Annotated in this window: 16 protein-coding genes and 2 rRNA genes; 4 read left to right on the plus strand and 14 right to left on the minus strand. The window is 36.8% G+C overall.

The window, feature by feature from the left end; all coding sequences use genetic code 11:
• Window positions 1–71: 71 nt before the first annotated feature.
• The 3 genes from I5818_RS22910 to I5818_RS22920 all read right to left on the minus strand — a co-directional run bounded on the left by I5818_RS22910 (window position 72) and on the right by I5818_RS22920 (window position 6,611).
• Window positions 72–3,054, minus strand: a 23S ribosomal RNA gene (locus I5818_RS22910).
• Window positions 3,055–3,357: 303 nt separating this feature from the next.
• A 16S ribosomal RNA gene (locus I5818_RS22915) occupies window positions 3,358–4,910 on the minus strand.
• Together the 16S and 23S rRNA genes form the textbook arrangement of a ribosomal RNA operon.
• A gap of 405 nt (window positions 4,911–5,315) precedes the next feature.
• Window positions 5,316–6,611 (minus strand): MFS transporter, encoded by a 1,296-nt coding sequence (locus I5818_RS22920; RefSeq protein ID WP_078111352.1) that lies wholly within the window; start codon window positions 6,609–6,611, stop codon window positions 5,316–5,318.
• Between the two features lie 118 nt (window positions 6,612–6,729).
• Between I5818_RS22920 and I5818_RS22925 the strand changes: the two genes are divergently transcribed.
• Window positions 6,730–7,986, plus strand: a complete 1,257-nt coding sequence (locus tag I5818_RS22925) for a helix-turn-helix domain-containing protein (RefSeq protein WP_071975418.1) — start codon at window positions 6,730–6,732, stop codon at window positions 7,984–7,986.
• Between the two features lie 67 nt (window positions 7,987–8,053).
• Here the strand turns inward: I5818_RS22925 and I5818_RS22930 are convergent, their stop codons facing one another.
• Together I5818_RS22930 and I5818_RS22935 are read right to left on the minus strand one after the other, a co-directional pair.
• Window positions 8,054–9,043, minus strand: a complete 990-nt coding sequence (locus tag I5818_RS22930) for an ornithine cyclodeaminase family protein (RefSeq protein WP_071975419.1) — start codon at window positions 9,041–9,043, stop codon at window positions 8,054–8,056.
• A 67-nt stretch (window positions 9,044–9,110) separates the two neighbouring features.
• Entirely contained in the window at window positions 9,111–10,397 is a 1,287-nt protein-coding gene (locus I5818_RS22935) for an MFS transporter (RefSeq protein WP_058004582.1), read from the minus strand.
• 146 nt (window positions 10,398–10,543) lie between these two features.
• On the opposite strand from I5818_RS22935, the gene I5818_RS22940 reads away from it, so the two are divergent.
• The gene (locus tag I5818_RS22940; protein ID WP_209391824.1) at window positions 10,544–10,933 is read left to right on the plus strand and encodes an SLAP domain-containing protein; all 390 of its coding nucleotides are present in this window, start codon (window positions 10,544–10,546) and stop codon (window positions 10,931–10,933) included.
• An 84-nt stretch (window positions 10,934–11,017) separates the two neighbouring features.
• Here I5818_RS22940 and I5818_RS22945 read toward each other — a convergent pair whose 3' ends face one another.
• The 4 genes from I5818_RS22945 to I5818_RS22960 all read right to left on the minus strand — a co-directional run bounded on the left by I5818_RS22945 (window position 11,018) and on the right by I5818_RS22960 (window position 15,165).
• A complete protein-coding gene (locus tag I5818_RS22945; protein WP_058004580.1) occupies window positions 11,018–11,989 on the minus strand; it encodes a proline dehydrogenase family protein in 972 nt (323 codons plus the stop codon).
• 396 nt (window positions 11,990–12,385) lie between these two features.
• Window positions 12,386–12,550 carry an anti-repressor SinI family protein gene (locus tag I5818_RS22950; protein ID WP_078111325.1) on the minus strand — a complete coding sequence of 55 codons (165 nt, stop codon included), beginning with the start codon at window positions 12,548–12,550 and terminating at the stop codon, window positions 12,386–12,388.
• 524 nt (window positions 12,551–13,074) lie between these two features.
• Window positions 13,075–13,953, minus strand: a complete 879-nt coding sequence (locus tag I5818_RS22955; protein WP_338075648.1) for an MSCRAMM family protein — start codon at window positions 13,951–13,953, stop codon at window positions 13,075–13,077.
• Window positions 13,954–14,052: 99 nt separating this feature from the next.
• On the minus strand, window positions 14,053–15,165 hold the full coding sequence (locus I5818_RS22960; protein ID WP_071975423.1) for a response regulator: 1,113 nt from the start codon (window positions 15,163–15,165) through the stop codon (window positions 14,053–14,055).
• A gap of 525 nt (window positions 15,166–15,690) precedes the next feature.
• On the opposite strand from I5818_RS22960, the gene I5818_RS22965 reads away from it, so the two are divergent.
• Window positions 15,691–18,777: a hybrid sensor histidine kinase/response regulator gene (locus I5818_RS22965; protein ID WP_078111348.1), complete on the plus strand. Its 3,087-nt coding sequence runs from the start codon at window positions 15,691–15,693 to the stop codon at window positions 18,775–18,777.
• A gap of 11 nt (window positions 18,778–18,788) precedes the next feature.
• Here I5818_RS22965 and I5818_RS22970 read toward each other — a convergent pair whose 3' ends face one another.
• The 4 genes from I5818_RS22970 to ybaK form a co-directional block, all read right to left on the minus strand.
• Entirely contained in the window at window positions 18,789–19,913 is a 1,125-nt protein-coding gene (locus I5818_RS22970; protein WP_078111347.1) for a response regulator, read from the minus strand.
• Between the two features lie 220 nt (window positions 19,914–20,133).
• Window positions 20,134–22,155, minus strand: a complete 2,022-nt coding sequence (locus tag I5818_RS22975) for a bifunctional diguanylate cyclase/phosphodiesterase (RefSeq protein WP_244975356.1) — start codon at window positions 22,153–22,155, stop codon at window positions 20,134–20,136.
• A gap of 118 nt (window positions 22,156–22,273) precedes the next feature.
• Window positions 22,274–23,092: a methyl-accepting chemotaxis protein gene (locus tag I5818_RS22980; RefSeq protein ID WP_071975424.1), complete on the minus strand. Its 819-nt coding sequence runs from the start codon at window positions 23,090–23,092 to the stop codon at window positions 22,274–22,276.
• A 193-nt stretch (window positions 23,093–23,285) separates the two neighbouring features.
• On the minus strand, window positions 23,286–23,762 hold the full coding sequence (gene ybaK / locus I5818_RS22985; RefSeq protein WP_209391826.1) for a Cys-tRNA(Pro) deacylase: 477 nt from the start codon (window positions 23,760–23,762) through the stop codon (window positions 23,286–23,288).
• A gap of 203 nt (window positions 23,763–23,965) precedes the next feature.
• Here ybaK and I5818_RS22990 point away from each other — a divergent pair, with 203 nt between their 5' ends.
• Entirely contained in the window at window positions 23,966–25,696 is a 1,731-nt protein-coding gene (locus I5818_RS22990) for a sensor domain-containing protein (RefSeq protein ID WP_169846970.1), read from the plus strand.
• A 72-nt stretch (window positions 25,697–25,768) separates the two neighbouring features.
• On the opposite strand, the gene I5818_RS22995 is transcribed toward I5818_RS22990, so the two are convergent.
• A complete protein-coding gene (locus I5818_RS22995) occupies window positions 25,769–26,008 on the minus strand; it encodes a ferredoxin family protein (protein WP_058004570.1) in 240 nt (79 codons plus the stop codon).
• Window positions 26,009–26,032: the final 24 nt, after the last annotated feature.

Below are 26,032 nucleotides of genomic sequence, written 5' to 3' on the forward strand. Positions count from 1 at the left end.
TATTTTATTAAGGGTTTATTCCCTCAAAACTAGATATATAAAGAAGTAACGGTTCATAACCTCAAATCTATTTGGTTAAGTCTTCGATCTATTAGTATTCGTCAGCTCCATGTGTCGCCACACTTCCACCTCGAACCTATCAACCTGATCATCTTTCAGGGATCTTATTTAGATAAACTAAGGGAAATCTCATCTTGAGGGGGGCTTCATGCTTAGATGCTTTCAGCACTTATCCCTTCCGCACATAGCTACCCAGCGATGCCTTTGGCAAGACAACTGGTACACCAGCGGTGCGTCCATCCCGGTCCTCTCGTACTAAGGACAGCTCCTCTCAAATTTCCTACGCCCACGACGGATAGGGACCGAACTGTCTCACGACGTTCTGAACCCAGCTCGCGTACCGCTTTAATGGGCGAACAGCCCAACCCTTGGGACCGACTACAGCCCCAGGATGCGATGAGCCGACATCGAGGTGCCAAACCTCCCCGTCGATGTGGACTCTTGGGGGAGATAAGCCTGTTATCCCCGGGGTAGCTTTTATCCGTTGAGCGATGGCCCTTCCATGCGGAACCACCGGATCACTAAGCCCGACTTTCGTCCCTGCTCGACTTGTAGGTCTCGCAGTCAAGCTCCCTTGTGCCTTTACACTCTGCGAATGATTTCCAACCATTCTGAGGGAACCTTTGGGCGCCTCCGTTACCTTTTAGGAGGCGACCGCCCCAGTCAAACTGCCTGCCTGACACTGTCTCCCACCCCGATTCAGGGGTGCGGGTTAGAATTTCAATACAGCCAGGGTAGTATCCCACCGATGCCTCCACCGAAGCTGGCGCTCCGGTTTCAAAGGCTCCTACCTATCCTGTACAAGCTGTACCAAAATTCAATATCAAGCTGCAGTAAAGCTCCACGGGGTCTTTCCGTCCTGTCGCGGGTAACCTGCATCTTCACAGGTACTATAATTTCACCGAGTCTCTCGTTGAGACAGTGCCCAGATCGTTGCGCCTTTCGTGCGGGTCAGAACTTACCTGACAAGGAATTTCGCTACCTTAGGACCGTTATAGTTACGGCCGCCGTTTACTGGGGCTTCAATTCAAAGCTTCGTCTTGCGACTAACCTCTCCTCTTAACCTTCCAGCACCGGGCAGGCGTCAGCCCCTATACTTCGCCTTACGGCTTCGCAGAGACCTGTGTTTTTGCTAAACAGTCGCCTGGGCCTATTCACTGCGGCTCTCTCGGGCTTGCACCCTAACAGAGCACCCCTTCTCCCGAAGTTACGGGGTCATTTTGCCGAGTTCCTTAACGAGAGTTCTCTCGCTCACCTTAGGATTCTCTCCTCGCCTACCTGTGTCGGTTTGCGGTACGGGCACCTTTCACCTCACTAGAGGATTTTCTAGGCAGTGTGGAATCAGGAACTTCGGTACTAAATTTCCCTCGCCATCACAGCTCAAGGTACATGGTGACGGGATTTGCCTCGTCACCCCTCTAACTGCTTGGACGCACTATTCCAGCAGTGCGCTTACCCTATCCTCCTGCGTCCCCCCATCGTTCAAACGGTGAAGAGGTGGTACAGGAATATCAACCTGTTGTCCATCGCCTACGCCTTTCGGCCTCGGCTTAGGTCCCGACTAACCCTGAGCGGACGAGCCTTCCTCAGGAAACCTTAGGCATTCGGTGGAAGGGATTCTCACCCTTCTTTCGCTACTCATACCGGCATTCTCACTTCTAAGCGCTCCACCAGTCCTTACGGTCTAGCTTCGCAGCCCTTAGAACGCTCTCCTACCACGGACACCCAGCATTTTTCCGAAGGAAAAGATGCATAGGTGTCCATCCACAGCTTCGGTGATACGTTTAGCCCCGGTACATTTTCGGCGCAGAGTCACTCGACCAGTGAGCTATTACGCACTCTTTAAATGGTGGCTGCTTCTAAGCCAACATCCTGGTTGTCTAAGCAACTCCACATCCTTTTCCACTTAACGTATACTTTGGGACCTTAGCTGGTGGTCTGGGCTGTTTCCCTCTTGACTACGGATCTTATCACTCGCAGTCTGACTCCTAAGGATAAGTCATTGGCATTCGGAGTTTGTCTGAATTCGGTAACCCGATGAGGGCCCCTAGTCCAAACAGTGCTCTACCTCCAAGACTCTTACCTTAAGGCTAGCCCTAAAGCTATTTCGGAGAGAACCAGCTATCTCCAAGTTCGATTGGAATTTCTCCGCTACCCACACCTCATCCCCGCACTTTTCAACGTGCGTGGGTTCGGGCCTCCAGTAAGTGTTACCTTACCTTCACCCTGGACATGGGTAGATCACCTGGTTTCGGGTCTACGACCTCATACTCTATCGCCCTATTCAGACTCGCTTTCGCTGCGGCTCCGCCTCTTCAGCTTAACCTTGCATGAAATCGTAACTCGCCGGTTCATTCTACAAAAGGCACGCTATCACCCGGCGTTTTTCCGAAGGAAAATACGCACAGGGCTCTAACTACTTGTAGGCACACGGTTTCAGGTTCTCTTTCACTCCCCTCCCGGGGTGCTTTTCACCTTTCCCTCACGGTACTGGTTCACTATCGGTCACTAGGGAGTATTTAGCCTTGGGAGATGGTCCTCCCTGCTTCCGACGGGATTTCACGTGTCCCGCCGTACTCAGGATCCACTCTGGAGGGAACGAAGTTTCAACTACAGGGTTGTTACCTTCTTTGACGGGCCTTTCCAGACCTCTTCATTTACTCCGTTCCTTTGTAACTCCGTATAGAGTGTCCTACAACCCCAAGAGGCAAGCCTCTTGGTTTGGGCTTCTTCCGTTTCGCTCGCCGCTACTCAGGAAATCGCAATTGCTTTCTCTTCCTCCGGGTACTTAGATGTTTCAGTTCCCCGGGTCTGCCTTCCTTACTCTATGTATTCAAGTAAGGATACTACCCCATTACGGGCAGTGGGTTCCCCCATTCGGAAATCTCCGGATCAAAGCTCGCTTACAGCTCCCCGAAGCATATCGGTGTTAGTCCCGTCCTTCATCGGCTCCTAGTGCCAAGGCATTCACCGTGCGCCCTTACTAACTTAACCTACGGCCAATGATAAGCTTCGAATCTCTTCGTCAACTCACTCATTCGCATCCTCACGTATGTTTAATACGCTACGGTGCTCCTTCGCTCGTTTCCTCGATCTTCTCGCTTCTCCTTGCCCTTTCAGTTTAAAAACTACTTAATGGATTCATCCATAAAGTGGCGATTCTCGGTTATTACTTGGTTACTTCTTATATTATCTAGTTTTCAAAGAACAAACATATCTATTGAAAGGATTAACCTTTCAAAACTGAACAAAACAGAAGACGTCTGAACCACGTAAGTGGTTTTCCATATTCCTTAGAAAGGAGGTGATCCAGCCGCACCTTCCGATACGGCTACCTTGTTACGACTTCACCCCAATCATCTGTCCCACCTTCGGCGGCTGGCTCCAAAAGGTTACCTCACCGACTTCGGGTGTTACAAACTCTCGTGGTGTGACGGGCGGTGTGTACAAGGCCCGGGAACGTATTCACCGCGGCATGCTGATCCGCGATTACTAGCGATTCCGGCTTCATGTAGGCGAGTTGCAGCCTACAATCCGAACTGAGAATGGTTTTATGGGATTGGCTAAACCTCGCGGTCTTGCAGCCCTTTGTACCATCCATTGTAGCACGTGTGTAGCCCAGGTCATAAGGGGCATGATGATTTGACGTCATCCCCACCTTCCTCCGGTTTGTCACCGGCAGTCACCTTAGAGTGCCCAACTGAATGCTGGCAACTAAGGTCAAGGGTTGCGCTCGTTGCGGGACTTAACCCAACATCTCACGACACGAGCTGACGACAACCATGCACCACCTGTCACTCCTGTCCCCGAAGGGAAATCCCTATCTCTAGGGAGGTCAAGAGGATGTCAAGACCTGGTAAGGTTCTTCGCGTTGCTTCGAATTAAACCACATGCTCCACCGCTTGTGCGGGCCCCCGTCAATTCCTTTGAGTTTCAGCCTTGCGGCCGTACTCCCCAGGCGGAGTGCTTAATGCGTTAGCTGCAGCACTAAAGGGCGGAAACCCTCTAACACTTAGCACTCATCGTTTACGGCGTGGACTACCAGGGTATCTAATCCTGTTCGCTCCCCACGCTTTCGCGCCTCAGCGTCAGTTACAGACCAGAGAGTCGCCTTCGCCACTGGTGTTCCTCCACATCTCTACGCATTTCACCGCTACACGTGGAATTCCACTCTCCTCTTCTGCACTCAAGTCTCCCAGTTTCCAATGGCCGCTTGCGGTTGAGCCGCAAGATTTCACATCAGACTTAAGAAACCGCCTGCGCGCGCTTTACGCCCAATAATTCCGGACAACGCTTGCCACCTACGTATTACCGCGGCTGCTGGCACGTAGTTAGCCGTGGCTTTCTGGTTAGGTACCGTCAAGGTACCGCCCTATTCGAACGATACTTGTTCTTCCCTAACAACAGAGTTTTACGATCCGAAAACCTTCATCACTCACGCGGCGTTGCTCCGTCAGACTTTCGTCCATTGCGGAAGATTCCCTACTGCTGCCTCCCGTAGGAGTCTGGGCCGTGTCTCAGTCCCAGTGTGGCCGATCACCCTCTCAAGTCGGCTACGCATCGTCGCCTTGGTGAGCCGTTACCTCACCAACTAGCTAATGCGCCGCGGGTCCATCTGTAAGTGATAGCCGAAGCCATCTTTCAATTCTCCCTCATGCGAAGAAAAAAGTTATCCGGTATTAGCCCCGGTTTCCCGGAGTTATCCCAGTCTTACAGGCAGGTTACCCACGTGTTACTCACCCGTCCGCCGCTAATCATCAGGGAGCAAGCTCCCATCAGATTCGCTCGACTTGCATGTATTAGGCACGCCGCCAGCGTTCGTCCTGAGCCAGGATCAAACTCTCCAAAAAGATGTTTGATATAGCTCTTATAAATAAAAGTAATTCATTGACGTTTCGTTTTGTTCAGTTTTCAAAGATCAATCATTAACGCAGGATTTCATTTTATCATTCAATCCTTTTGTTGTCAATTATTTTTTTGAAATAATTTATTTCGCTGAACCAGCGACATTTATAAATTATACTACTATCATTTCATTATGTCAATATCTTTTTTTAAAAGATTAATATAGTATTAGAAATCACTTTTTCTAATCAAACTATCTTAACGACTTTTACTATATTACTATTACATTTTACTCCTGTCAATACTTTTTAATAAAATTAATTCTGCTCATCGACAAAGAATATTATTTAAAATATGTAAGGATAAAATCGGAGTTATCGATAGGATCGATAACTCCGATTTCCATTTTCTTATGAAACAGCTCTAGCTTTCCCTTTTACATGTTTTATCAATTCAGGATGTGCTTTCTTTATTATAGATGGTCGAGCCAAAATAAGAACCACACTAATTAAAAGAAAGCTTGATAAAATCAAGACCCATTGAGCCGGAAAAATATCATATAAAAAACCATAAAGAACCATTCCTAATGGCATCAAGGCCATTGCCATTGTTTCAAGGATCGAAAAAACACGCCCTTTATAATCATCATCTATTTTCTTTTGCAACATCACTTGGATTGGCGTATTAACAGTAATCATCAAAGAGCCAAAACAAAACATAATCATTACATAATAGAGAACCGTAAATCCATATGTCATGGAGATTAGTAACGGCAAGGCAATGGAACTTAAAACTATACCCATTCCAATAATTCCTCTTTTAGATGTCAGAAGTGGAAATTTCACTTCTTTTCCTATTGAAAAATATATTGAGAGCAATAGCATTCCAATCGCAAATGCTCCTTGTGTAAAACCGAAGTGCTGTGATATGATTTTTAACTTTTCAATAAGTATAAATGAATATCCCACTTCATATGCACCAAATAAAAAGTTAATAAGTAATGATATCCAAATAATTGTCATGATAATAGGTTGTAATTTTAAATAATGAATTCCTGCTTTCATACTTTGCAATAGGGGTTCCTTCGTGCTTCCGTCTACTTTCGTCTTTCGTTTTGCAAAAAGATTAAAATTCATCGTTGCTTCAAGGAGAACTGCGATAAATGAAGCAATTAAATAAATAATAAGAAAAACTGGCATTGAAACACTTCCATATAATAATCCTCCTACTGCAGGACTTCCAATAGAAGCAAAGGAAACAGACATTTGGTTCAATGACATTGCTTTCTGAATCCTCGCCTCATCAACAAGGCCTGTAATAGACGAGGTAAATGTTACTCCGGAGAAGGTTGAAGTGATTGATAAAATACAGGTTGTAGTATAGATGGCTATCAATGATAATCCAGAGGTTAAACTGATAAATAGAAGCCCACCAATAGCAAGTGTAGTAGCTATTTGAGATGTAATGATTATAATTTTACGTGAGTAATTATCAGCAACATATCCAATAAAAGGTGCTGCCAATGTCCGCGGTAGTATATTACATAATAGATTTGTAGCAAAGCTAGTAGCTGAGCCAGTTAATTGTAGAATATAAAAGCTAATGGCGAACGAATACACCTGTGCCCCGGATGTCGAAATTAGTTTACTAACCGTGAATGTCCATAAATGATATGTTGCTCTCTGCAGTTTGATCCGATCCTCCATAAATATCCCCCGTTTGTTTAATTTAATTAAACAAATCATATCATGATCACACTTCCATTTCAATCTAAAGTTTAATATAATTAAACTTATTATCAACTTAGGAGTGTATAAATAAAATATGTTAGGTGAACGAATAAGAAAGTTAAGAAAGCAAAAAAAGATGACACTTGAATCTCTTGCAGGTGAAGGATTAACTAAAGGGATGCTCAGCCTAATTGAAAATAATAAAGCGAAACCTTCAATTGAAAGTCTTGCCTATATAGCTGAAAGACTTGGAGTTGAGACAGCTGATTTATTGGAAGAAATGAGTGTACATGAACTAAGAGAGATCCTTGAGCAAGCAGAAACTCTATACAATAGGAAACCTGAAGATTTGCCTAACAAATATATTCAGTTGATCGAGCTAATTGAACCCTATATCCCAAATTTAAATCAAGGATATGAGTCAGCACGATTATTAGATATTTACTGCCGATGTCTTTATTTTAACAAGAGGGATGACTGGCAAAGTTTTTCTGAAAAAGCAGCACAAATGTACGATCAAATAAACCTTACTGGAAGACGAGCAAATTTAGGCATTTTTCGTTCAATGGTAAAATTCACTGAACATGATTACAGACAATCTTTAAAAATTCTGCTAAATGAAAGAAAGATACTTGAAACTCAGCATGCGTATATCGATCCAATGACAATGCTTGATCTTGATTATCATGAAGCCATATTACATTTTGCTGTGGATGATTTAAATACTGCCACAAAGGTCATGGAAAGAGCCATTCAAATCTCAAAAAAATATAGAACATTTTATCGTATAGATGATTTATATCGATTAGCTTCCGCACATGCAATGATGTCAAATAATAAGGAAAGAATAAATTATTATTTAATGAAGTTAAAACAATATGGAGATTTTGCAGATGATATTCAATCCATTCTATCGCATGATTTAGTGATGCTAATATATCTTATTAAAGAAAGAAAAGACTATACAAAGGTACTAGATCTTATAGAAAGGCATATGTCTAATGAAGAGGTATTAGAAAGCTTTGGACCATGGATGTACCTCGCAAAGGGTGAGGCCATGTACGGTTTCGGTCGTTACCGGGAAGCCATTGATTGGTTGGACAAAGTTGAAGTCCCATCGCATACCCATCACCCGTTTGACTTGGCCATCTTCTATGAAAAGGATTCATACAAAGCTCTTTGCTATATCCATTTAAAAAAATGGGATCAAGCGCTGCTGAGTGCAAATCAAGCTATGGAGAACTTTAATGAACTACCAAATTCTCCATTCAAAGAATTTAGTTTGCAAACATTAAAATTTGTTCAAGGAGAAGCTAACAAACATAATGAAAAACTCGATGATAACAAATAGGCTTCATCGAGTTTTCCTTACTTTATAAAAACCTAATTAACATTAACAGGAACATCGCACAAAGAACTCATATATCTACTTGTGTTCCAATACCTTTACTTACCGCTTTTTCATATACATTTGCAGCAACAGCAAGATCAAAATAGGCAATTCCCACGGATTTAAAAAAAGTAATTTCTTCATCAGTTTCTCTACCAGTAGCATCCCTTGAAACCAAATCACCAAGTTCACCATGCAATTCTGAGAAGCTCCAAAGACCAGCTCTCTCCGGAATAATAAAGTCGCCAGCTTCCGTCCTTGATCCCTCAAGAGTATCAACTACGATTTTTGAGCACTTTAATAGGGTATTAACATCTACTTCTTGCATATGAGGAAGGTAAGATCCCACACCATTTATATGAGTGCCTGGTTTTAATACTTCACCTAAGAAAACTGGAGTTTCTGAACGAGTACTACAAATAATAATATCAGATTTTGATACAGCTTCATTTACATCCTCCACTACTGAAACTGTTCCTTTATACCATGGGCTTATATCCTTTATTTTTTCTGCAAATTGTTCTGCCTTTATTTTTGTTCGGTTAAAAAGATAAACTTCCTTAATATTTCTAACGAAAAGAATTGCTTGAAGCTGGCTCTCTGCCATTGCACCGCAGCCAATTAAGGTCACGGTTGATGCCGTTTCCTTTGCCAGGTATTTTGTTGCGATTCCACTTACTGCTCCAGTTCGAAGCCTTGTTAAATAGGAAGCGTTTAAGCAAGCTAATGGCTCACCGCTATTTGTATCATTTAATAGGATAACACCTTGTGTTGTACTCTTACCCTTAGATGGATTATGCGGAAAAATTGTTACAATCTTAACAGCTGCTTTTCCTATTGGATCCATTGCACTAGGCATATAGAGTGCAGAAGCATGTTTCGTTGGAAACTCAATTACTGTCCGTTCTGGATTGATAATTTCTCCTTTTTTATAAAACAATAATGCTTCTTCTAAATCTTGAATGGCGTCTTCCATAGAATACAAGGTTCGTATTTCTTTTTCTGATAATATAAGCATGGGATACCTTCTTTCTAAAGAGAACGTTAACTATAAAAATAACGTATTTGAGATCTTTTTCATTTTTCTAAGCTGCCTCCGTGTCCAATTCCTCATTTTTACGATCACGTACCGACCAAATAGCAATCAGTGAAATAATCGAAGCTAATATAATATATAGTGCCACCGGTACGTATGAATTGTTATATGCTTTTAATAATGCAGTTGCAACAAGTGGAGCTGTACCTCCTGCCACAGCGGCTCCAATTTGATACCCTAAGGTAATTCCTGTATATCGGACATTGGATTTAAAGATTTCAGAAAACATTGTCCCAAGTACAGCTGTAATTGGTGCCCATATAATCCCTAAACCTAACACTGTTGCTACAATCAGCAAGACAGCTGAATGCTGGTGAATTAACCAAAAGTACGGAAAAGCATATATAATCATCAAACAAGTTCCGATTACATAAAGTTTTTTTCGTCCGAACGTATCTGATAGCCTCCCCATATATGGGATTAGTATTGTTGTAATGATCGTAGCTATGGTAACAGCATTTAATGTTACTGTTCGAGAATAACCTAATTGTGTCGTTGCATAGGAAACGATAAACGTTCCAAAAATATAGAATGGCGCTGTCTCAACTACCTTTGCCCCGACGGCGATTAATACTTCCTTCCAATGTGTTCGAATGGTTTCAATGAAAGGAATTTTTGCAATTTCCCCTTTTTCCTGGGCCTTCCTGAATGAAGGGGTTTCATCGATCCCTTTACGAATCCATAATCCAAAAAATACTAACAAAGCACTCAAAAGAAATGGAACACGCCACCCCCACGTCATAAAAGAATTTTCCGGAAGTAGGGTCATTATTGATAAGGCTAAGGTACCGAGTAACATTCCAATTGTTACCCCCATTTGAGGGATACTTCCAAAAAATCCTCGTTTATTTTTTGGAGCATACTCTACAGCAAGAAGCAGTGCTCCTCCCCACTCCCCACCTAATCCTAAACCTTGGATAAGTCGTAAAATGATTAATAATATTGGGGCAGTAACACCGATCGTACTATAGGTTGGGAGCAATCCCATGAGTACAGTGCCACCACCCATTAATGAAAGAGTTAGGACCAGTGTTTTTTTTCTTCCTATTCTATCTCCAATATGACTAAAAATAATTCCTCCAAGCGGTCGAATAAAAAAAGATAATGCAAAAGAAGCATAGGCCAACATTAAACCGACAGTCGGATCCTCACTATGAAAAAATAATTCATTAAATACTAACGCGGCTACTGTTCCATACAAAAAATAGTCAAACCATTCAATTGAACTTCCTACTAAACTTGCAACAAGAATCTTTTTTGATATCCTCTTTTCCACTATACCCCTCCTTTTTTTGCAATAATTATAATTAACAGTAAATTCTGTGTAAAGTGTGTGAACTTAACTAAACTTAATATTTCTGCTTATGATATCCCGCCTCTATTATGTTAATATAAGGATACTTATAAGAAAGAGGTGCCAATATGCAAAAGCTAATGTTTGAATCTGCATGGGATAAAACACTATCTACCAAGGATCGCAATTATATAGAACAAATTTTTGTTAGTACAAGTATGAATAGTAGAGAAGACATTCAATTCACTCCCATATGGCAAGCAATAAATCATAAAAGTGAGCTACTCATAACTGTTCTCGTACATAACTTTAGCGAATATCCATTTTCATTTCATAATAAAAACTTGCAATATATTGAAAATAATCACCTCATTGCGGAGCATACTTTTCAGCAGCCAATACCGATCGTGGAACAACAAACAAGTATGCCATGGACATTTATTTTCCCTGTACTAAGTATAAAAAGCAGTCCATCCATGAAAGATGGCACACTAGAAATCGTCGAAAAACTAAATTGAATATTTCTAAACACAAAAAAGAGCCTAATTCCCCTTAGGAATCGGACTCTTCGAAATTATTTTAATAATATTTTTTAGTTTTGATTACTTTTTCTTCTTAGATAATCTTCCAAGTAAAAATGCGCCTGCAGCAACACCGATTACGGTGTTTGTTTTTTTATTAAATACTTGTTTAACGACAAGATTTAAATTCTGTGGTCTTTCCGCAAGACGTCTCATAAAATAACCGTACCAGTCATTACCAAAAGGAACATAAGTACAGAAATTATAGCCTTCACTTGCTAGTTGTAATTGAAGGTCTTTTCTAAATCCATATAGCATTTGAAATTCAAATTTATCATTAGGAATTTGATTTGCCTTAACAAATTTTTTAACATGGTTAATTATATTATGATCATGGGTAGCAATTGATGTAAATTTACCATGCAATAAATGATATTCAATTAATTTAATAAAGTTTTTATCAATATCTTTTTTATCTTGATATGCATAATCCTCAGGCTCTTTGTATGCTCCTTTAACAATACGCAGACGGTAATTTTTATATTTTTGAATATCTTCCTCTGCTCGATAAAAGTAAGCCTGAATGACCGTTCCTACATTAGTATATTTACTAGAAAGCTCATCTAAAATATCGAAAGATGGTTGAAGATGTCCATGGTCCTCCATATCAATATTGACATGAATGTCATAATCACTAGCTTTAGCGACAATCTCTTCTAGGTTATTTAAACAAAATGTATAATCTATATCCAACCCTAATTGTGTTGGTTTCAAAGAAATATGTGCATCAACTTTATTATCATGAATGGCTTCAATAACTGCGATGATTTGTTCTTTTGCTGCAGTCGCCTCTTCTTTTTGATAAACGAATTCACCTAAGTTATCAACCGTACAAGAGATTCCGTGAGCGTTTAACTCCTTAATACTCTTGATTGTCTCCTCTATATTCGTCCCCGCTACGACATTTTGTGCTCCCAGTTTTAACCCATACTTTTTAGCTGCACTATTCAGAAATTGATTTTGGGATAAACCAATAAAAAGATCTTTCAACATAGCGATTACTCCTTACTAATATATGATTTTTTTGTATATAAGGCTCTTTTCTTAAACCTGTTGCAATTAGTAATATAGTAGAGATGTACTGTTTAATACTAGGTAATTTTGTGAATTGCTGAAAAAAAGAGAACGTAACCTAAGAGTTAAAACTATATTTGAAAAGCAACAAAATTTTAACCATTCAGATGAAAATAGCCTGATATTATTATAGCATATTTTTTCGAAAACGCTATCATTCTCCAAATTTTGCATGATTTTGTCGAATAATATTAAAATGCAATAAAAAAAGCTATTAACCTTGGTTTTAGTCAATAGCTCCTTAAGATAACAACCATATTAATTTACTATAAAGCACTCTATACATTTATTAATCTCTATCCTTCTTAAGTAAAATTAGTTATTTCTTAAATGGTCCTTATTTTCTTTTTCTTGATTTAGGTACAAATACTTTGATAGGGATTTTTGTTGAAAGAACCTGGATATTTCCTCTATAGACAATCCTATTTGCTTAGCCTCTAATAACATGCTTACCCAATCTTTATCTAATTTTTCCTTCATTCCTATCCATTCCTCCCGCTACTTCATATTTTCTCCACCCTCTTATCTTTATACCCCTTTAAGCAAATCTGGTGATAGGTTACCATAGGCTTCTGAACAATTTCTGTATAATCAGTCCATTTATTATAAAAAAAGAAAATAATGGTAAATTTATATTTAAAAAAAGTTGTTTTCGTTTTTTTGAGAACCGTTCTTTTAAGTGTGCAGCTCTTTTTTCCAGTAAAATAAAGGATACCTATATTTTTTTCATTAGGCTCTTTTCTCAAACATTATTGCTATTTAAGTAAAGTTAAAACTAATAATTATCTACTGAGGATGGCTACTAAGAAAAGAGCTGCAATCACCATAAAAGCCGGTAATTGGGCTTTTACAAAAGCAACAGACTATACGAAAACAGCCTTTCATTAAAACTTTACCTATAGCAATAATGTAGAAAAAAAGCCTAGGGGCATTTTTCAGACCATTAATAATCAAAAATAAAAAGCTATTGAAACATAAAATCGAATCAATAGCCTTTTATTCTCTTACATTTGCTTATTTTTTCTTCTGTATCCCATGATCAATATCCCTAATACAATTAAAGTGATTCCAAAAAGAAGTGGTTTCGTTCTAACTTCTTCACCAGTTAATGGCAAGGTTTTACCTATATCTGAATCATTTAATTTTCCTGAAGTACTTGGATGCCTCGAGTTATTCGGATTACCTGAGTTATTAGATTTTCCTGAATTGCTTGGATCTTCCGGTTTACTTGGATCTTCTGGTTTGCTTGGATTCCCTGGTTTGCTTGGATCTTCCGGTTTACTTGGATCTCCTGGCTTGCTTGGATCCCCTGGTTTGCTTGGATCTTCCGGTTTACTTGGATCTCCTGGCTTGCTTGGATCCCCTGGTTTGCTTGGATCTTCCGGTTTACTTGGATCTCCTGGTTTGCTTGGATCCCCTGGTTTGCTTGGATCTTCCGGTTTACTTGGATCTCCTGAATCAATCGGGCCACCTGGATTAGTAGGCTGGTGCTTATTTGTTTTTATTAGCTGCAGGACACTAATTTGATCCTTTTCAATGATAAACTCAACTGGTGTCTTATCAACTAAATAACCAGGAGGAGCTGTTACCTCAATTAATTGATAATGACCTGGAGTAAGTTTTTCTACATAAATTTCTCCATTTTCATCTGTTTTTAATTGTTCTTTTCCTTCTATTACTGTGTATTTATCAGCAGTGTTCTCTTTAAACAATAATTTAAAAACTGCATCCTTTAATACAATTAGTGGATTACTTGCATCTACCTTTTTCAGCTTAAATGCATGTATTAGCTTATTGTTTTCGATCGTTGTTTGAGTTTTTTCTTTATCAACTTTGATAACAAAATCCGTTTTGCTGTCGATTAAGTAGCCTTCAGGTGAAATAGTAACCTTTCATTCTGAACTTATTGATAATTACATTAATTACTCAGCATAAATTGAAAAAAACTGCCTATTTTGTTATAAAATAAGCAGTTTTTTGAATCATTTCATATAATTTTCATACAAGTGAACTAATCTTGAAGGAACAGAAATCCCTAATTCAACTTCAAATATTTCAACAATCCACTCGTACAATTTCTTCATTTTTATGATGTTATTGGTTCTACCATAGTACTCAATAAACTGATACATGAAATTGACATTATACATATCTAAGGTCAGCATTTTTTCTAAACATTTTTCAATTAGATCACTGGGCATTTGAGTTTTCTTTGCTAAATTAATATATTGATTTAAAAAACTTAATACAGACTGTTTAATCCGATGCTGAACATGAAAAGTCCATGTATAGCCATCCTTTTCTAAATAGTCGCCCTCATAAAGTTCAAGTACTCGTTCAATAGTTACTGGAGTTAACTCTCCTGATTTTATGATAGCTTCCAACTCTTCTATATCGCTATTTATAGAAATATTTAATTGATAATGATCATTTACTAATTTAATAGCGTTTTGAGCACCTATCTCCTTTAATGTTTTACGTAATTGATAGACTGTTGTATGAAGGAGGGTGATTGCTTTCGTTATCTCTACTTCTGGCCATAATTCTTCGATAATATTTGTTTTATGAACTTTCCTTTCTCGATCATTCCACAAAAACACAAATAGCTCTTTAACCTTTCTTGTTCGCCACTTTACTTCATTATTCTGGAAGTCTAATAGTCTAAAACCATTCATAGTATAGACATAGAGTTTTAAATTTGTTCTTATCAAGGATGCTTTTTTTTCATAATATAAATCTATTTTTTCTTTCGTTTTCTCCATTGCTTTTTTTAACCGTGGCATATTTACAGGTTTTAATAAATAATCGATGGCATTTACATTGAAGGCTTCTAAGGCAAATTGTGGGTGGGCAGTGACAAAGATGATTTCAAGATGACTATATTCTGCCAATAGCTTTTCAGCAAATCCAATGCCATGGATCGGCCCCATATCCATATCAAGCAAAATAACATCTACTTGCAAGCTGGATAATTCCTGATAAGCTACCTCTGGGTCTGTATATTTTCCTACAATTACTATATCATCAAGTTTAGTTAACATAGATGCTAATACATTTAATGCAAGTACTTCATCATCAATCAATAATACTCTCATCGTCTTACCTCGTGTATTAGTATATTCACTTAATCATCTATCAAACATTGAAGTAACACTAAGCATTAATTAAGTTAACTACGTTTTTTATTCACCTCCATTCTTCAATTATCTTATATTTAAACTTTACATGAACTTTACGTTTTTTCCAAATTTTTATAATATGCTTATTTTTTTACACAAAAAACTTCTTAACTATTAAAGTAAGACTTTTTTAATAATTATTGACTGTTTTTGCAGAGATCGTTGCTTTGGTAAAAGATTCAGCGGTTCTTTTGAGATTGTAGCTCTTTTCTCAGTGAAATAAAGGGGTGAAACGTGTTCGACTGGATATGTATAAATAAACACTTTACTTAAATAGCAACAATGTTTGATAAAAGAGCCTAATTATTATATCCAGTTATGTAAATATAGGATTATCACAGATTTATATGCTATCATCTTATTACAATATTTAATAAATATGGTTCTTTTCATTCTTTTTTATACAAAAATGGAATATGACATGGGGAATGAATCAATGCAATGAAACAAATAAAAAAATATAAATGGGCCTTAATTATCGTTATATTTCTTATTTCAATAACAGCAATTCGCTTATTATGGATAGGCTTTCTAACACGTTTAGACTTCCCAGAAAATCCTTCAGCAAATCATGGCATTTTAGATTTACGCGGATGGAAGTTTTCGGACAGAAAAACCCTTCAGTTAAACGGAGAGTGGGAATTTTTCCCCAACACTTTTATCACTACAAAGGAACAGGCAGAGAAAAGCAAAAAAGTTTATTTACATGTACCTCAAAAATGGGATGCACTATTTGAGAATGATAAAAAGAATTCATTACATTATGGCACATATAGACTTCGAATTTTGCTTGACGAACATAAACAAGATTTTGGATTTCGAGTAAGTGAGTTGAATAATGCTTCTGCTATATATGTAAATGGACATTTAATTGGGAAAACTGGACAACCTGCAAATACGCTTGAAGATCATAAAGGGAAAAACATCCCATATTCAGTATCCTTTACCCCAGAGAAAAAGGAAATTGAATTGCTTATACATGTTTCAAGCAATAGAGAAAAGGGAGGAATCATTAAGCCCATTCGTTTTGGTCTGATGGAAGCAATCAATTTTCGAAACTATTTATCAATAGGATTACAGCTTTTACTATGCGTTGTTTTATTATTACATAGTGTGTATGCAGTTATTTTGTATTTTATAGGTCCTTCCCCAAATAAGGGATTAATCTATTTTTCACTGTTACTCATATGTGCTATTTTCAGTGTCCTTGTTTCGGATGATAAACTACTCTTTAAATGGTTTTCCTTCGACTATAAGTGGTCAATTAAGATTCTTTTCTTATCTTATATTGGTGTCGGTGCATTTATTCCACTTGTCATTAATCAATTATTCCCTTCATACATCAACAGAAGGGCTTTACGCATTTTTATATCTTATTGTGTCCTGTATTCTTTATTTGTCATACTAGTACCACAAGATTTCATTTTACAATCATCAAAAGTGTTGCTTAGCTCAGCATTAATTTTTTCTGTTCTTATACCTGCAATAAATTTACGAAAAGCAACAACGGATATAGATGAAATTATCTTTCTAATTCTTGCTTGCTTAAGCATTGGGATCAATATTATTTGGTCCACTATCAAAACGAATGTTCCAATAGAATTGATGCACTATCCCTTTGACATGATAGTAGCATTACTTTGCTTTGCTGCTTTTTGGTTTAAACGGTTTTTCCGAGTTTCATCCGAAGTGAAACAGCTTGCAGATAGATTACAGCTAGAGGATAAACGAAAAGATGACTTTTTAGTCAATACTTCACATGAGCTTAGGAATCCATTATATGTAATCATGAATATCATTCAGTCAATCTTAGATGATAATGTGCATTCTATCAGTAATGAACATAGAAATCGTCTAAAAATATTAATAAATGTAAGTAAACGAATGTCTTTTCTTTTAAATGATATTCTTGATGTTACTAGACTAAAAGAAAAAACCATTCAACTGCATATGAGTAAGGTTCATCTACAAGCAGTAGTGATAGGCGTTATCGATATGACGAAACAAATGGTTGAAGGAAAACCGGTTCGCTTACAAATGAGTATTAGCAATACATTTCCTCCAATTAAAGCTGATGAAAATAGACTCATACAAATAATATTTAATTTAATTCATAATGCGATAAAATTTACAGATGAAGGTTCCATAACCGTTCGTGCAACATTATCCAACGGAAAGGCTCAGATTTATATTGAAGATACTGGAATTGGTATTGAGCCAGAAGCATTACAAAAAATATTCCAACCTTATGAGCAAGCATCCATCAATAATTTTAGGGATAGTGGTGGCATTGGTTTAGGGTTAAGTATATGTAAGGAATTAGTCGAGTTGCATAATGGGACAATAACCGCTCATTCAGTTCCAGGTAAAGGCTCCACTTTCATTCTTACCCTACCTTTATTCAAAGAAGAGGATAATGAAGGGGAAAGCAGCAATTTATTCTTTGTAAATGATCATCTGGATACAATCGCAGCAGCAGAGGAAACACATGCAACTCAAATATTTACTGAAAAAAATATCTCCCTTTCGAAACCAAGGATTCTAGCGGTAGATGATGACACGATTAACTTAAACGTACTTACTACTATTCTCGGCGAAAAAGAATTTGATATTACTACAGTAACAAGTGCCCGTCAGGCAATGGAGAAGCTTGAGGTTCAACAATTTGATCTTGTTATCTCAGATGTTATGATGCCTCAAGTATCAGGTTATGAATTAACTCAGATGATTAGGAAACGTTTTTCCATTTCTGAACTACCTGTACTATTATTAACTGCCCGATCCCGAACAGAAGATATAGTAACAGGCTTTCAATCTGGGGCAAATGATTATGTAACCAAACCTGTTGATTCTTGGGAACTAAAGGCAAGAGTACACGGATTAACAAAAATCAAATTGTCCATTGAGGAACGAATTAGAATGGAAGGAGCTTGGTTACAATCACAAATCAAACCACATTTCCTATTCAACACTCTGAATTCAATTGCTGCACTTGGGATGATAGACGTTTCGAAAATGCAAGAGCTCCTAGATGAATTTAGCAATTATTTACGTTTAAGCTTTGATTTCCAAAATGCAGACCCATTAGTTCCTCTTGAACATGAACTATCATTGGTGCATTCCTATTTATCTATCGAAAAAGCACGTTTCGGTGACCGACTAAAGTTACAATGGGAGCTAGATCATACAACGGATCTATTTATTCCCCCCCTATCAATACAGCCATTGGTAGAAAATGCCGTTAAGCATGGAATTCTAAAAAAAGTAAAAGGCGGAGAGGTATGCATTCGGATAAAAATAGAAGCTAAATATACAGAGGTTTCTATTATCGATAATGGAATAGGGATGAACGAAGAAGAAGTTAGGAAACTCCTTATAAGAAAAGATTATTCGGAGAAAAGAACCGGTATAGGACTACAGAATGTTGACCGAAGACTAAAGCAGCTTTATGGAAGAGGACTCAAGATCCATAGTAAACCCGATGAAGGAACTTGCATAACCTTTCATATTCCTAATGGGGCTAATTGAAAATTTGTCTTTCAAATAGCCCTGTTTTCCTTCCATTGATTATACCAATATGTAATGGATTGATTAGGTTCTTCATTTAATTCTTTATATAATACTTCTTTTAATTGTTGGTATTGCTGATGAACGAATAAGCGATTATTCATTGAGGCAAATATTTTCATGAGCAGAAAATAAGCTTCTTCCACTAAAGGGTTTCTTGAAATGATATCGAATCCTATTTCCACTGCTCTTTCTAGTTCATGATTAGAAAAATACCAGTTTACTATTTTCAGCGAAGTACTTACCCACAGTAATTGTAATCTTTGACGTTCGCTTTCCGCCCATAAATAATCATAACCTTGTAGATACTCCCCCTTGTATAAACCAAGTACTCGCTCATATTCCCCAATCGTATCCTTAGAAATGGGCACTCCAGTTTGTATAAAGTTTTCAAACCTATCAACATCAACATCTACATTCTCCAAGGTTATTAAGTATCCTTCAGATATATTTTTTATTGATATATAATTGCTAATAGCTCCAAGCGTTTTCCGTATATGGTAAATAGCAGTATATAGCTGTGCAAATGCCTTTTTTGGCTCATACTCACGCCAAAGTAACTCTACTAGTTGTGCTTTACTAATGATTGTTCCTCTGTGATGAACCAAGTATAAGAATAACTGGAGAACTTTATTTGTTCGCCATTGAAGCTGTAATACATTATTGCTCGAATCTGTAATGATTCCTTGCTGGAACATACATATGTGCAAAAGCTCTGATTTACCTAAAATTTGGTCAGGAAATTTTTGTTTGATCCGTTCAACCGTATTTAATAATCGTTCTTTTCGCACAGGCTTTAAAATATAATCAAGAGCATTTAATTCAAATGCCTTAATCGCAAAATTATCATAAGCAGTAACAAACACTATGCTTAATTTAGGTTTCATTTCTAACAGCTGTTCTGCTAGTTCAATTCCATTTATTTCTGGAATTTGAATGTCCAAAAAAACGATATCCACATTATTATTTTCGATAGCTTCTTTTCCTCTAAAGGGATCTAAATATTTACCTACTATTTGAAGGTCTGTTATGTTTAGTAGGAGTTGCTCTAAATAATCTAATGCTAACTGTTCATCATCAATTATAATTGCCTTCATTGCACCCTCCATTAGCACTCTTCATCATGATATTAGGTAAAAAGGTATTTTAAAACATGGTACATACTATTTTACTATTATTCTAAGGATTTAAACAAAATAAAGATATCATAAATTGACAATAATAAAATAAGCCTGCTTTTAATTGCTATGTTCATAAAACATACCATTCAAAAAAGCAGACTTCCCTATTAACTATTTAATTTTTATACTAATATAACTAGTTTAATGGAACCAATTCATTCGATTGAATCCATTTATCAACTTCTTTATTTTCCATTGGCTTACTGTAAAAATACCCCTGCATAATCGTGCATCCTAGTTTAGTTAATGATTCAATATGTTCTTTATTTTCTACTCCCTCAGCAATGACATCTAATTGCAGAGTTTCAGCCATTAAAAGGATTGCATGGATAATTGCACGCTTACTAGGTGTTTCTAAATCATTTGTAAAAAGACGATCTAATTTAAGTGAATCAATGGGGATTCGGTCTAATAATCCAATTGAAGAGTATCCTGTACCAAAATCATCCATTGAAATCTTGACTCCAAGTCCTCGAATCACTTCCAGTTGTCGAATAATGTCATTAATATCGTATAATACCATCGATTCAGTAATCTCCAGCTCTAGCAATTGTGGATCTAATTCTATCTTTTCTAACACTAGTTGAACAAAGTCGGTTAAATTATCTGTTTGAAAAAGTTTAAGAGAAAGATTGACTGATACAGGATGAGCTTTCCCTGGAGTTTGCCATTGTTTGCATTGATGGCATGCTTCTTCTAAAACCCATCTTGTGATTGGCACAATGATGCCTGTTTCCTCAGCTATCGGAATAAACTCATTTGGAGAAACTATCCCAAGCCGCGGATGATTCCATCGTATTAATGCCTCAAAACCTACTAGACTGTTAGTTTTTACATTCCACTTTGGTTGGTAGACTAGATAAAATTGATTATCCTCTAGAGCTCTTTGTAAATCCTTTTCGAGTTCCATTTTTCGGATTTCCTTCATACCCATAATCTCGTTATATACGCAATATTGGTTTTTCCCCAATTCCTTTGCTCGATACATGGCAGTATCTGCGGTCTTCAGAAGCATTGAACGATTGGATTCCTTAATCGAGCCGATACTAATGCCGATACTGCCAGTCACATACAATTCATTTCCATCAATAGGATAGACAGCTTTCACACTCATCAAGATTTTTTCGGCCAAATGTTCCGCTCGTTCTTGATCACATTCTTTTATAATGATTAAAAACTCATCACCACCAATTCTAAACACCTGTTGGTCACTTTTAATAAACTTTCGTAAACGGTTCCCCACTTCGTGTATAAGTAAATCACCGAAATCATGGCCAAGAGTATCATTAATTAACTTAAATTGATCAAGATCTAAAAATAAAACCCCAATGGTTTCATTTCCACTATACGTATCAAAAAAACGATTCATTTCGTTACGATTTGGTAAGCGGGTAATGGTATCTTGATAGGCTAACTTCTCTAAAACAGTTCGGTCAAAGAAAACTGCCCCCCAGGATACAAATAAAATAATAAATATCGTTACAGTAACTCCATATAACAAAAAAGAATCAGTTATTTGCTCTCCATCCATCATTATGTGGGAATGAACGTGGAATCTCATCGCTTTCATTCCTGTATAATGCATTCCACAAATGGCAATACCCATTACAATAGCAGACAACCATTTTAACCAAATAGATGAAGATTGGCTTCGAAAACGATAAAATAAGAATAAAGCAGCAAATGAAGCAACTAGAGCAATAACAACAGACAAGGTCAGAAGAACTTTGTCATATGAGGGTTCAACATTCATTTTCATCGCTGCCATTCCCATATAGTGCATGGTGACAATCCCGCCACCCATAAAAACGCCACCAATGACAATTTTATACCAATTAATATCCTTTTCCTTCATAATATAAAAAGCAATAAGTGAAGAAAGGAAACTGGCTAACATAGAAAACAGGGTGAGCCGTACATCATATTCCATTTTCATATGATAATCCAGAGCAAGCATCCCAACAAAATGCATGGACCACACACCACTACCCATGACAAAAGACCCTGCTAACAACCAAAAAAATTTCGCCTTTCCCTCTGTATATGAAATTTTCCCTACGATATTCAGTGCAGAAAATGATGCCAATACTGCTATAACAATTGAAAGAGCTACAATATAGAAGTTATAACTTCCCTCTAAATACATTTCTTTTCTCATCCGCCTTTAATAGGTGATTTAAGATTTATTCAATTATTATGACATACACAACTATACAATATCTATACAACACTATGACAAATTCAAAAAGGGTGAAATTAGGTAAATATTATTAAATTTACATATCTTCAAGTTCCTGCATTATTTGATTAAATTCTAATTGAGTAGTTACTACAATATCCTCTAAGTTGTGAGTGATTTCGCTTACCTTGATTACTTCATTTGATATGTTTTCTACATTCTCATTGACCATTTTAATTGCATCATCTACTTGACCCGATAATTTACGGACTTCATCCGAAACAACTTTAAACCCTCGACCGTACTCTCCCGCTCGTGCTGCTTCAATTGCTGCATTCAGAGCTAACATATTTGTTTGTGAAGATATTTTATGAATCAACCTAGATACTTCACTAATTAGCTCAGTTTGGCTTTTTAACGATTGAAGTGCTTTCATATTTTCCTGAGAATTCGCCATTACTTTATTTACTAGATTTTCAGGCATCACCTTTAATTTTGAGACAATTTCAGTTGTTTTGTTTTCCCTTTCTGTAATATTTGTAGCTATTTTTAAGACAGCTTCCACTTGACCTTTTTCATCTAGAATAGGAACATATGTCGCTTCAAGCCATAATCGATTTCCTGTTTTCCCAACACGTTCAATCTTTCCTTGAAATTTTTCACCTTTACTGAGTTTCTCCCATAATTCCTCATATTCTTTACTGGTGCTAAATTCAAGTGTACAGAATTGTTTATGCTTCATATGTATCATTTCATAAGGTTGATAACCTAATGTTTGTGCAAAGTTATCATTTACCCAGATCACTTCGCCCTTCATATTGAATTCAACCATCGCTAAATTTATTTCCAATGCGGATAATACCGCTACATTATCCAAAATTTGTTTGCTTTGATTTTTTATTGAAGAAATATTCAATATCTTTCTCCCCTTATATGATATTAGTTTGTACTATGACATGTTGAACTCTACATTTTCTCTACATTCCTACGATAAAATAGCGTATAGGTCAACATGATGGAGAATGTAACTGTAAATCTTAATCATTTAAGGGGCAAAAGTAAAAATATAAAATAATCGCTATAACTAAAAAAACTCAAATAAATCACCTTTACTTAGTTAAATGATCTACTTGAGCATTTGTTACTTTTATGAAATCTTCTATATTCATTTCAATCTGAGCACCAATTTTCCCACCACTAATAATAATTGTTTCTAAGTTTCTTATACTTTCATCAACACAAGTAGGATATCGTTTTTTCATACCTATGGGGGAACATCCACCACGAATATATCCTGAAACTTTCATAATATCCTTAACAGGTATCATTTCTATTTTTTTCTCTCCGACAGCTTTAGCAGCTTTTTTTAGGTCAAGCTCCAATTCTACGGGAATAATATAAACATAATATGATCCACTTGTACTTTGTGAAATCAAGGTTTTATAAACCATTTTAGCTTCCTTATTAATTTTATATGCAACAGACAGACCATCAATTTTTCCATCATCTGCCGTATAGGATAGCACCCTATAATGAACTTTTTCTTTATCCAATATCCGCATGGCATTCGTCTTAACTATTTTCATATGTTCCTCCAAGAAATGATTTACATTATTGTAACACTTTTTCAAAGAAACACCATTTTTTAAAACTATAGAATAAATACTTCTCTCACCCACATTAGCTCATCATGCATAATTTTAATCACTTTATCCTAAGTGAAAATTAAGTATAATTAAGCATATTGATATAAATGTTTACGTTATATAAATGGAGAGAGGGATCTTTTATGAATGAATCCAACCGTAGAAACCACGAAATGCAATATCTTAACATAAATAAACTTAGTAACCAACCTTCTCCCGAATTAATTAAAGAAATGATTGATATCAGATTTGCCTTAGACCAATCAACTATTGTGGCAATTACAGATCAAAAAGGAACGATCATTTATGCTAATCAGAAATTCTGTGACATTTCAAAATACAAGAAGGAAGAACTAATTGGGCAAAATCATCGAATACTCAATTCTGGGTACCACCCAAAAAGCTTTTTTAAAAACATGTGGAAAACGATTGGTATTGGTGAAGTTTGGTCTGGAGAAATTAAAAACATGGCAAAGGACGGGTCCTTCTATTGGGTTCATACGACCATCGTCCCTTTTTTAAATGAAAAAGGGAGGCCTTATCAATATATTTCCATACGTTATGATATATCTGAGCTAAAAAAACTCGAAGAACAATTGATCTATCATTCATATCATGATGAATTAACCGGATTACCCAATCGTCGCTGTTTTAATGAAGAACTCAATACTTGGTTAAGTATGAAAAGCCAGACAAACCAACTGGCAATTATCTTTCTTGATATTGATCGATTTAAAAACGTCACAGATACATTAGGGCATTCGAAAGGAGATTATCTACTAAAATCAATTTCTAAGCGCTTATCCCGGCATTTTAATGGGATTGCAGATGTTTATCGGTTTGGTGGTGATGAATTTACCATTGTTGTAAAAAATCGATCACTTGATGAAGTAAAAGAAATTACTCGACGAGTAAAAGCACTATTTAAAAAACCATTTACATTACATAATAATCCATATTACTTTAGTGTAAGTATTGGCATTAGCCTTTCACCACAGGACGGATCGGATATCGAAACATTAGTTAAAAAGGCAGATATTGCTATGTATAGAGCAAAGGAAGCTGGAAATAATTCTGTTCAATTTTTTAAAAATGAAGCACATGAAACTTTATCTAAAAATATGAAAATCGAATCGGCATTAAGACAGGCAATTGAAAAAAAAGAATTTATTCTACACTATCAACCCCTTGTTGACTTAAATAATCAAACAATCATCGGCGTAGAAGGTTTAATCCGTTGGAATCACCCAACATTGGGCATTATTCCACCATCAGAGTTTATACCAATAGCTGAGGAAACAGGACTCATTATTCCAATAAGTGAATGGGTTCTAGATGCTGCTTGTCAGCAAATTCAGCAATGGCAAGATTCAGGTTTACCTCCTAACAATATCGCCCTAAATCTGTCTCCATATTTATTCGAAATAGATGGACTAGTCGAGACAATTCAAAGGATGATTCAGCAATATGAAATTAAACCCAAATTACTTGAACTTGAAATTACTGAGAGTATTATGCAAGATCCCGATAGGGCCTTGTTTATATTAAAAGAACTCAAATCCTTAGGAGTTTCACTTTCAATTGATGATTTCGGTACAGGATATTCTTCTCTTTCCTACTTAAGACGTTTCCCTATAGATACGTTGAAAATTGATCGATCTTTTATTGAGGATATTAAAAATGATGATGGGGTACTTGTAGAAACCATTATTATGATGGCTACTAATTTAGGATTAAATGTTATTGCTGAAGGTATTGAAACGAAAGAACAATTACAGTTTTTAATGGACGTTTCCTGCCCAATTGGCCAAGGCTATCTTTTTAGCCGTCCGATACCTGGAGAGGACATCCCAAATCTATTTCAAAAATTGTAATAACAATTAGGAAGCAATTAAAAGGTGTCTCTATAGACACCTTCGCTCCACATAGAAAACTTTACAGTTTAATCAAAGAATCCCAAAAAACTTTTCTGCTTTTTCTAAATAAGGTTGTTGTTCATCAGTTAAATCATATTCTTCAAAAATTGCATCTACCGGACATACAGATACACAAGCCCCACAATCAATACATAGATCTGGATTGATAAAGTATTGGTCAGGACCTTTCTCAATGCAATCGACTGGACAAACGGTTACACATTCTCCTGCTTTCTCCGCTTCACATGGACTTGTAATAACGAAGGCCATATTCTCCCTCCTCCATTCATCTTC

This window comes from Heyndrickxia oleronia (assembly GCF_017809215.1).
In the GTDB taxonomy this organism is placed as follows: Bacteria; Bacillota; Bacilli; order Bacillales; family Bacillaceae_C; genus Heyndrickxia; species Heyndrickxia oleronia.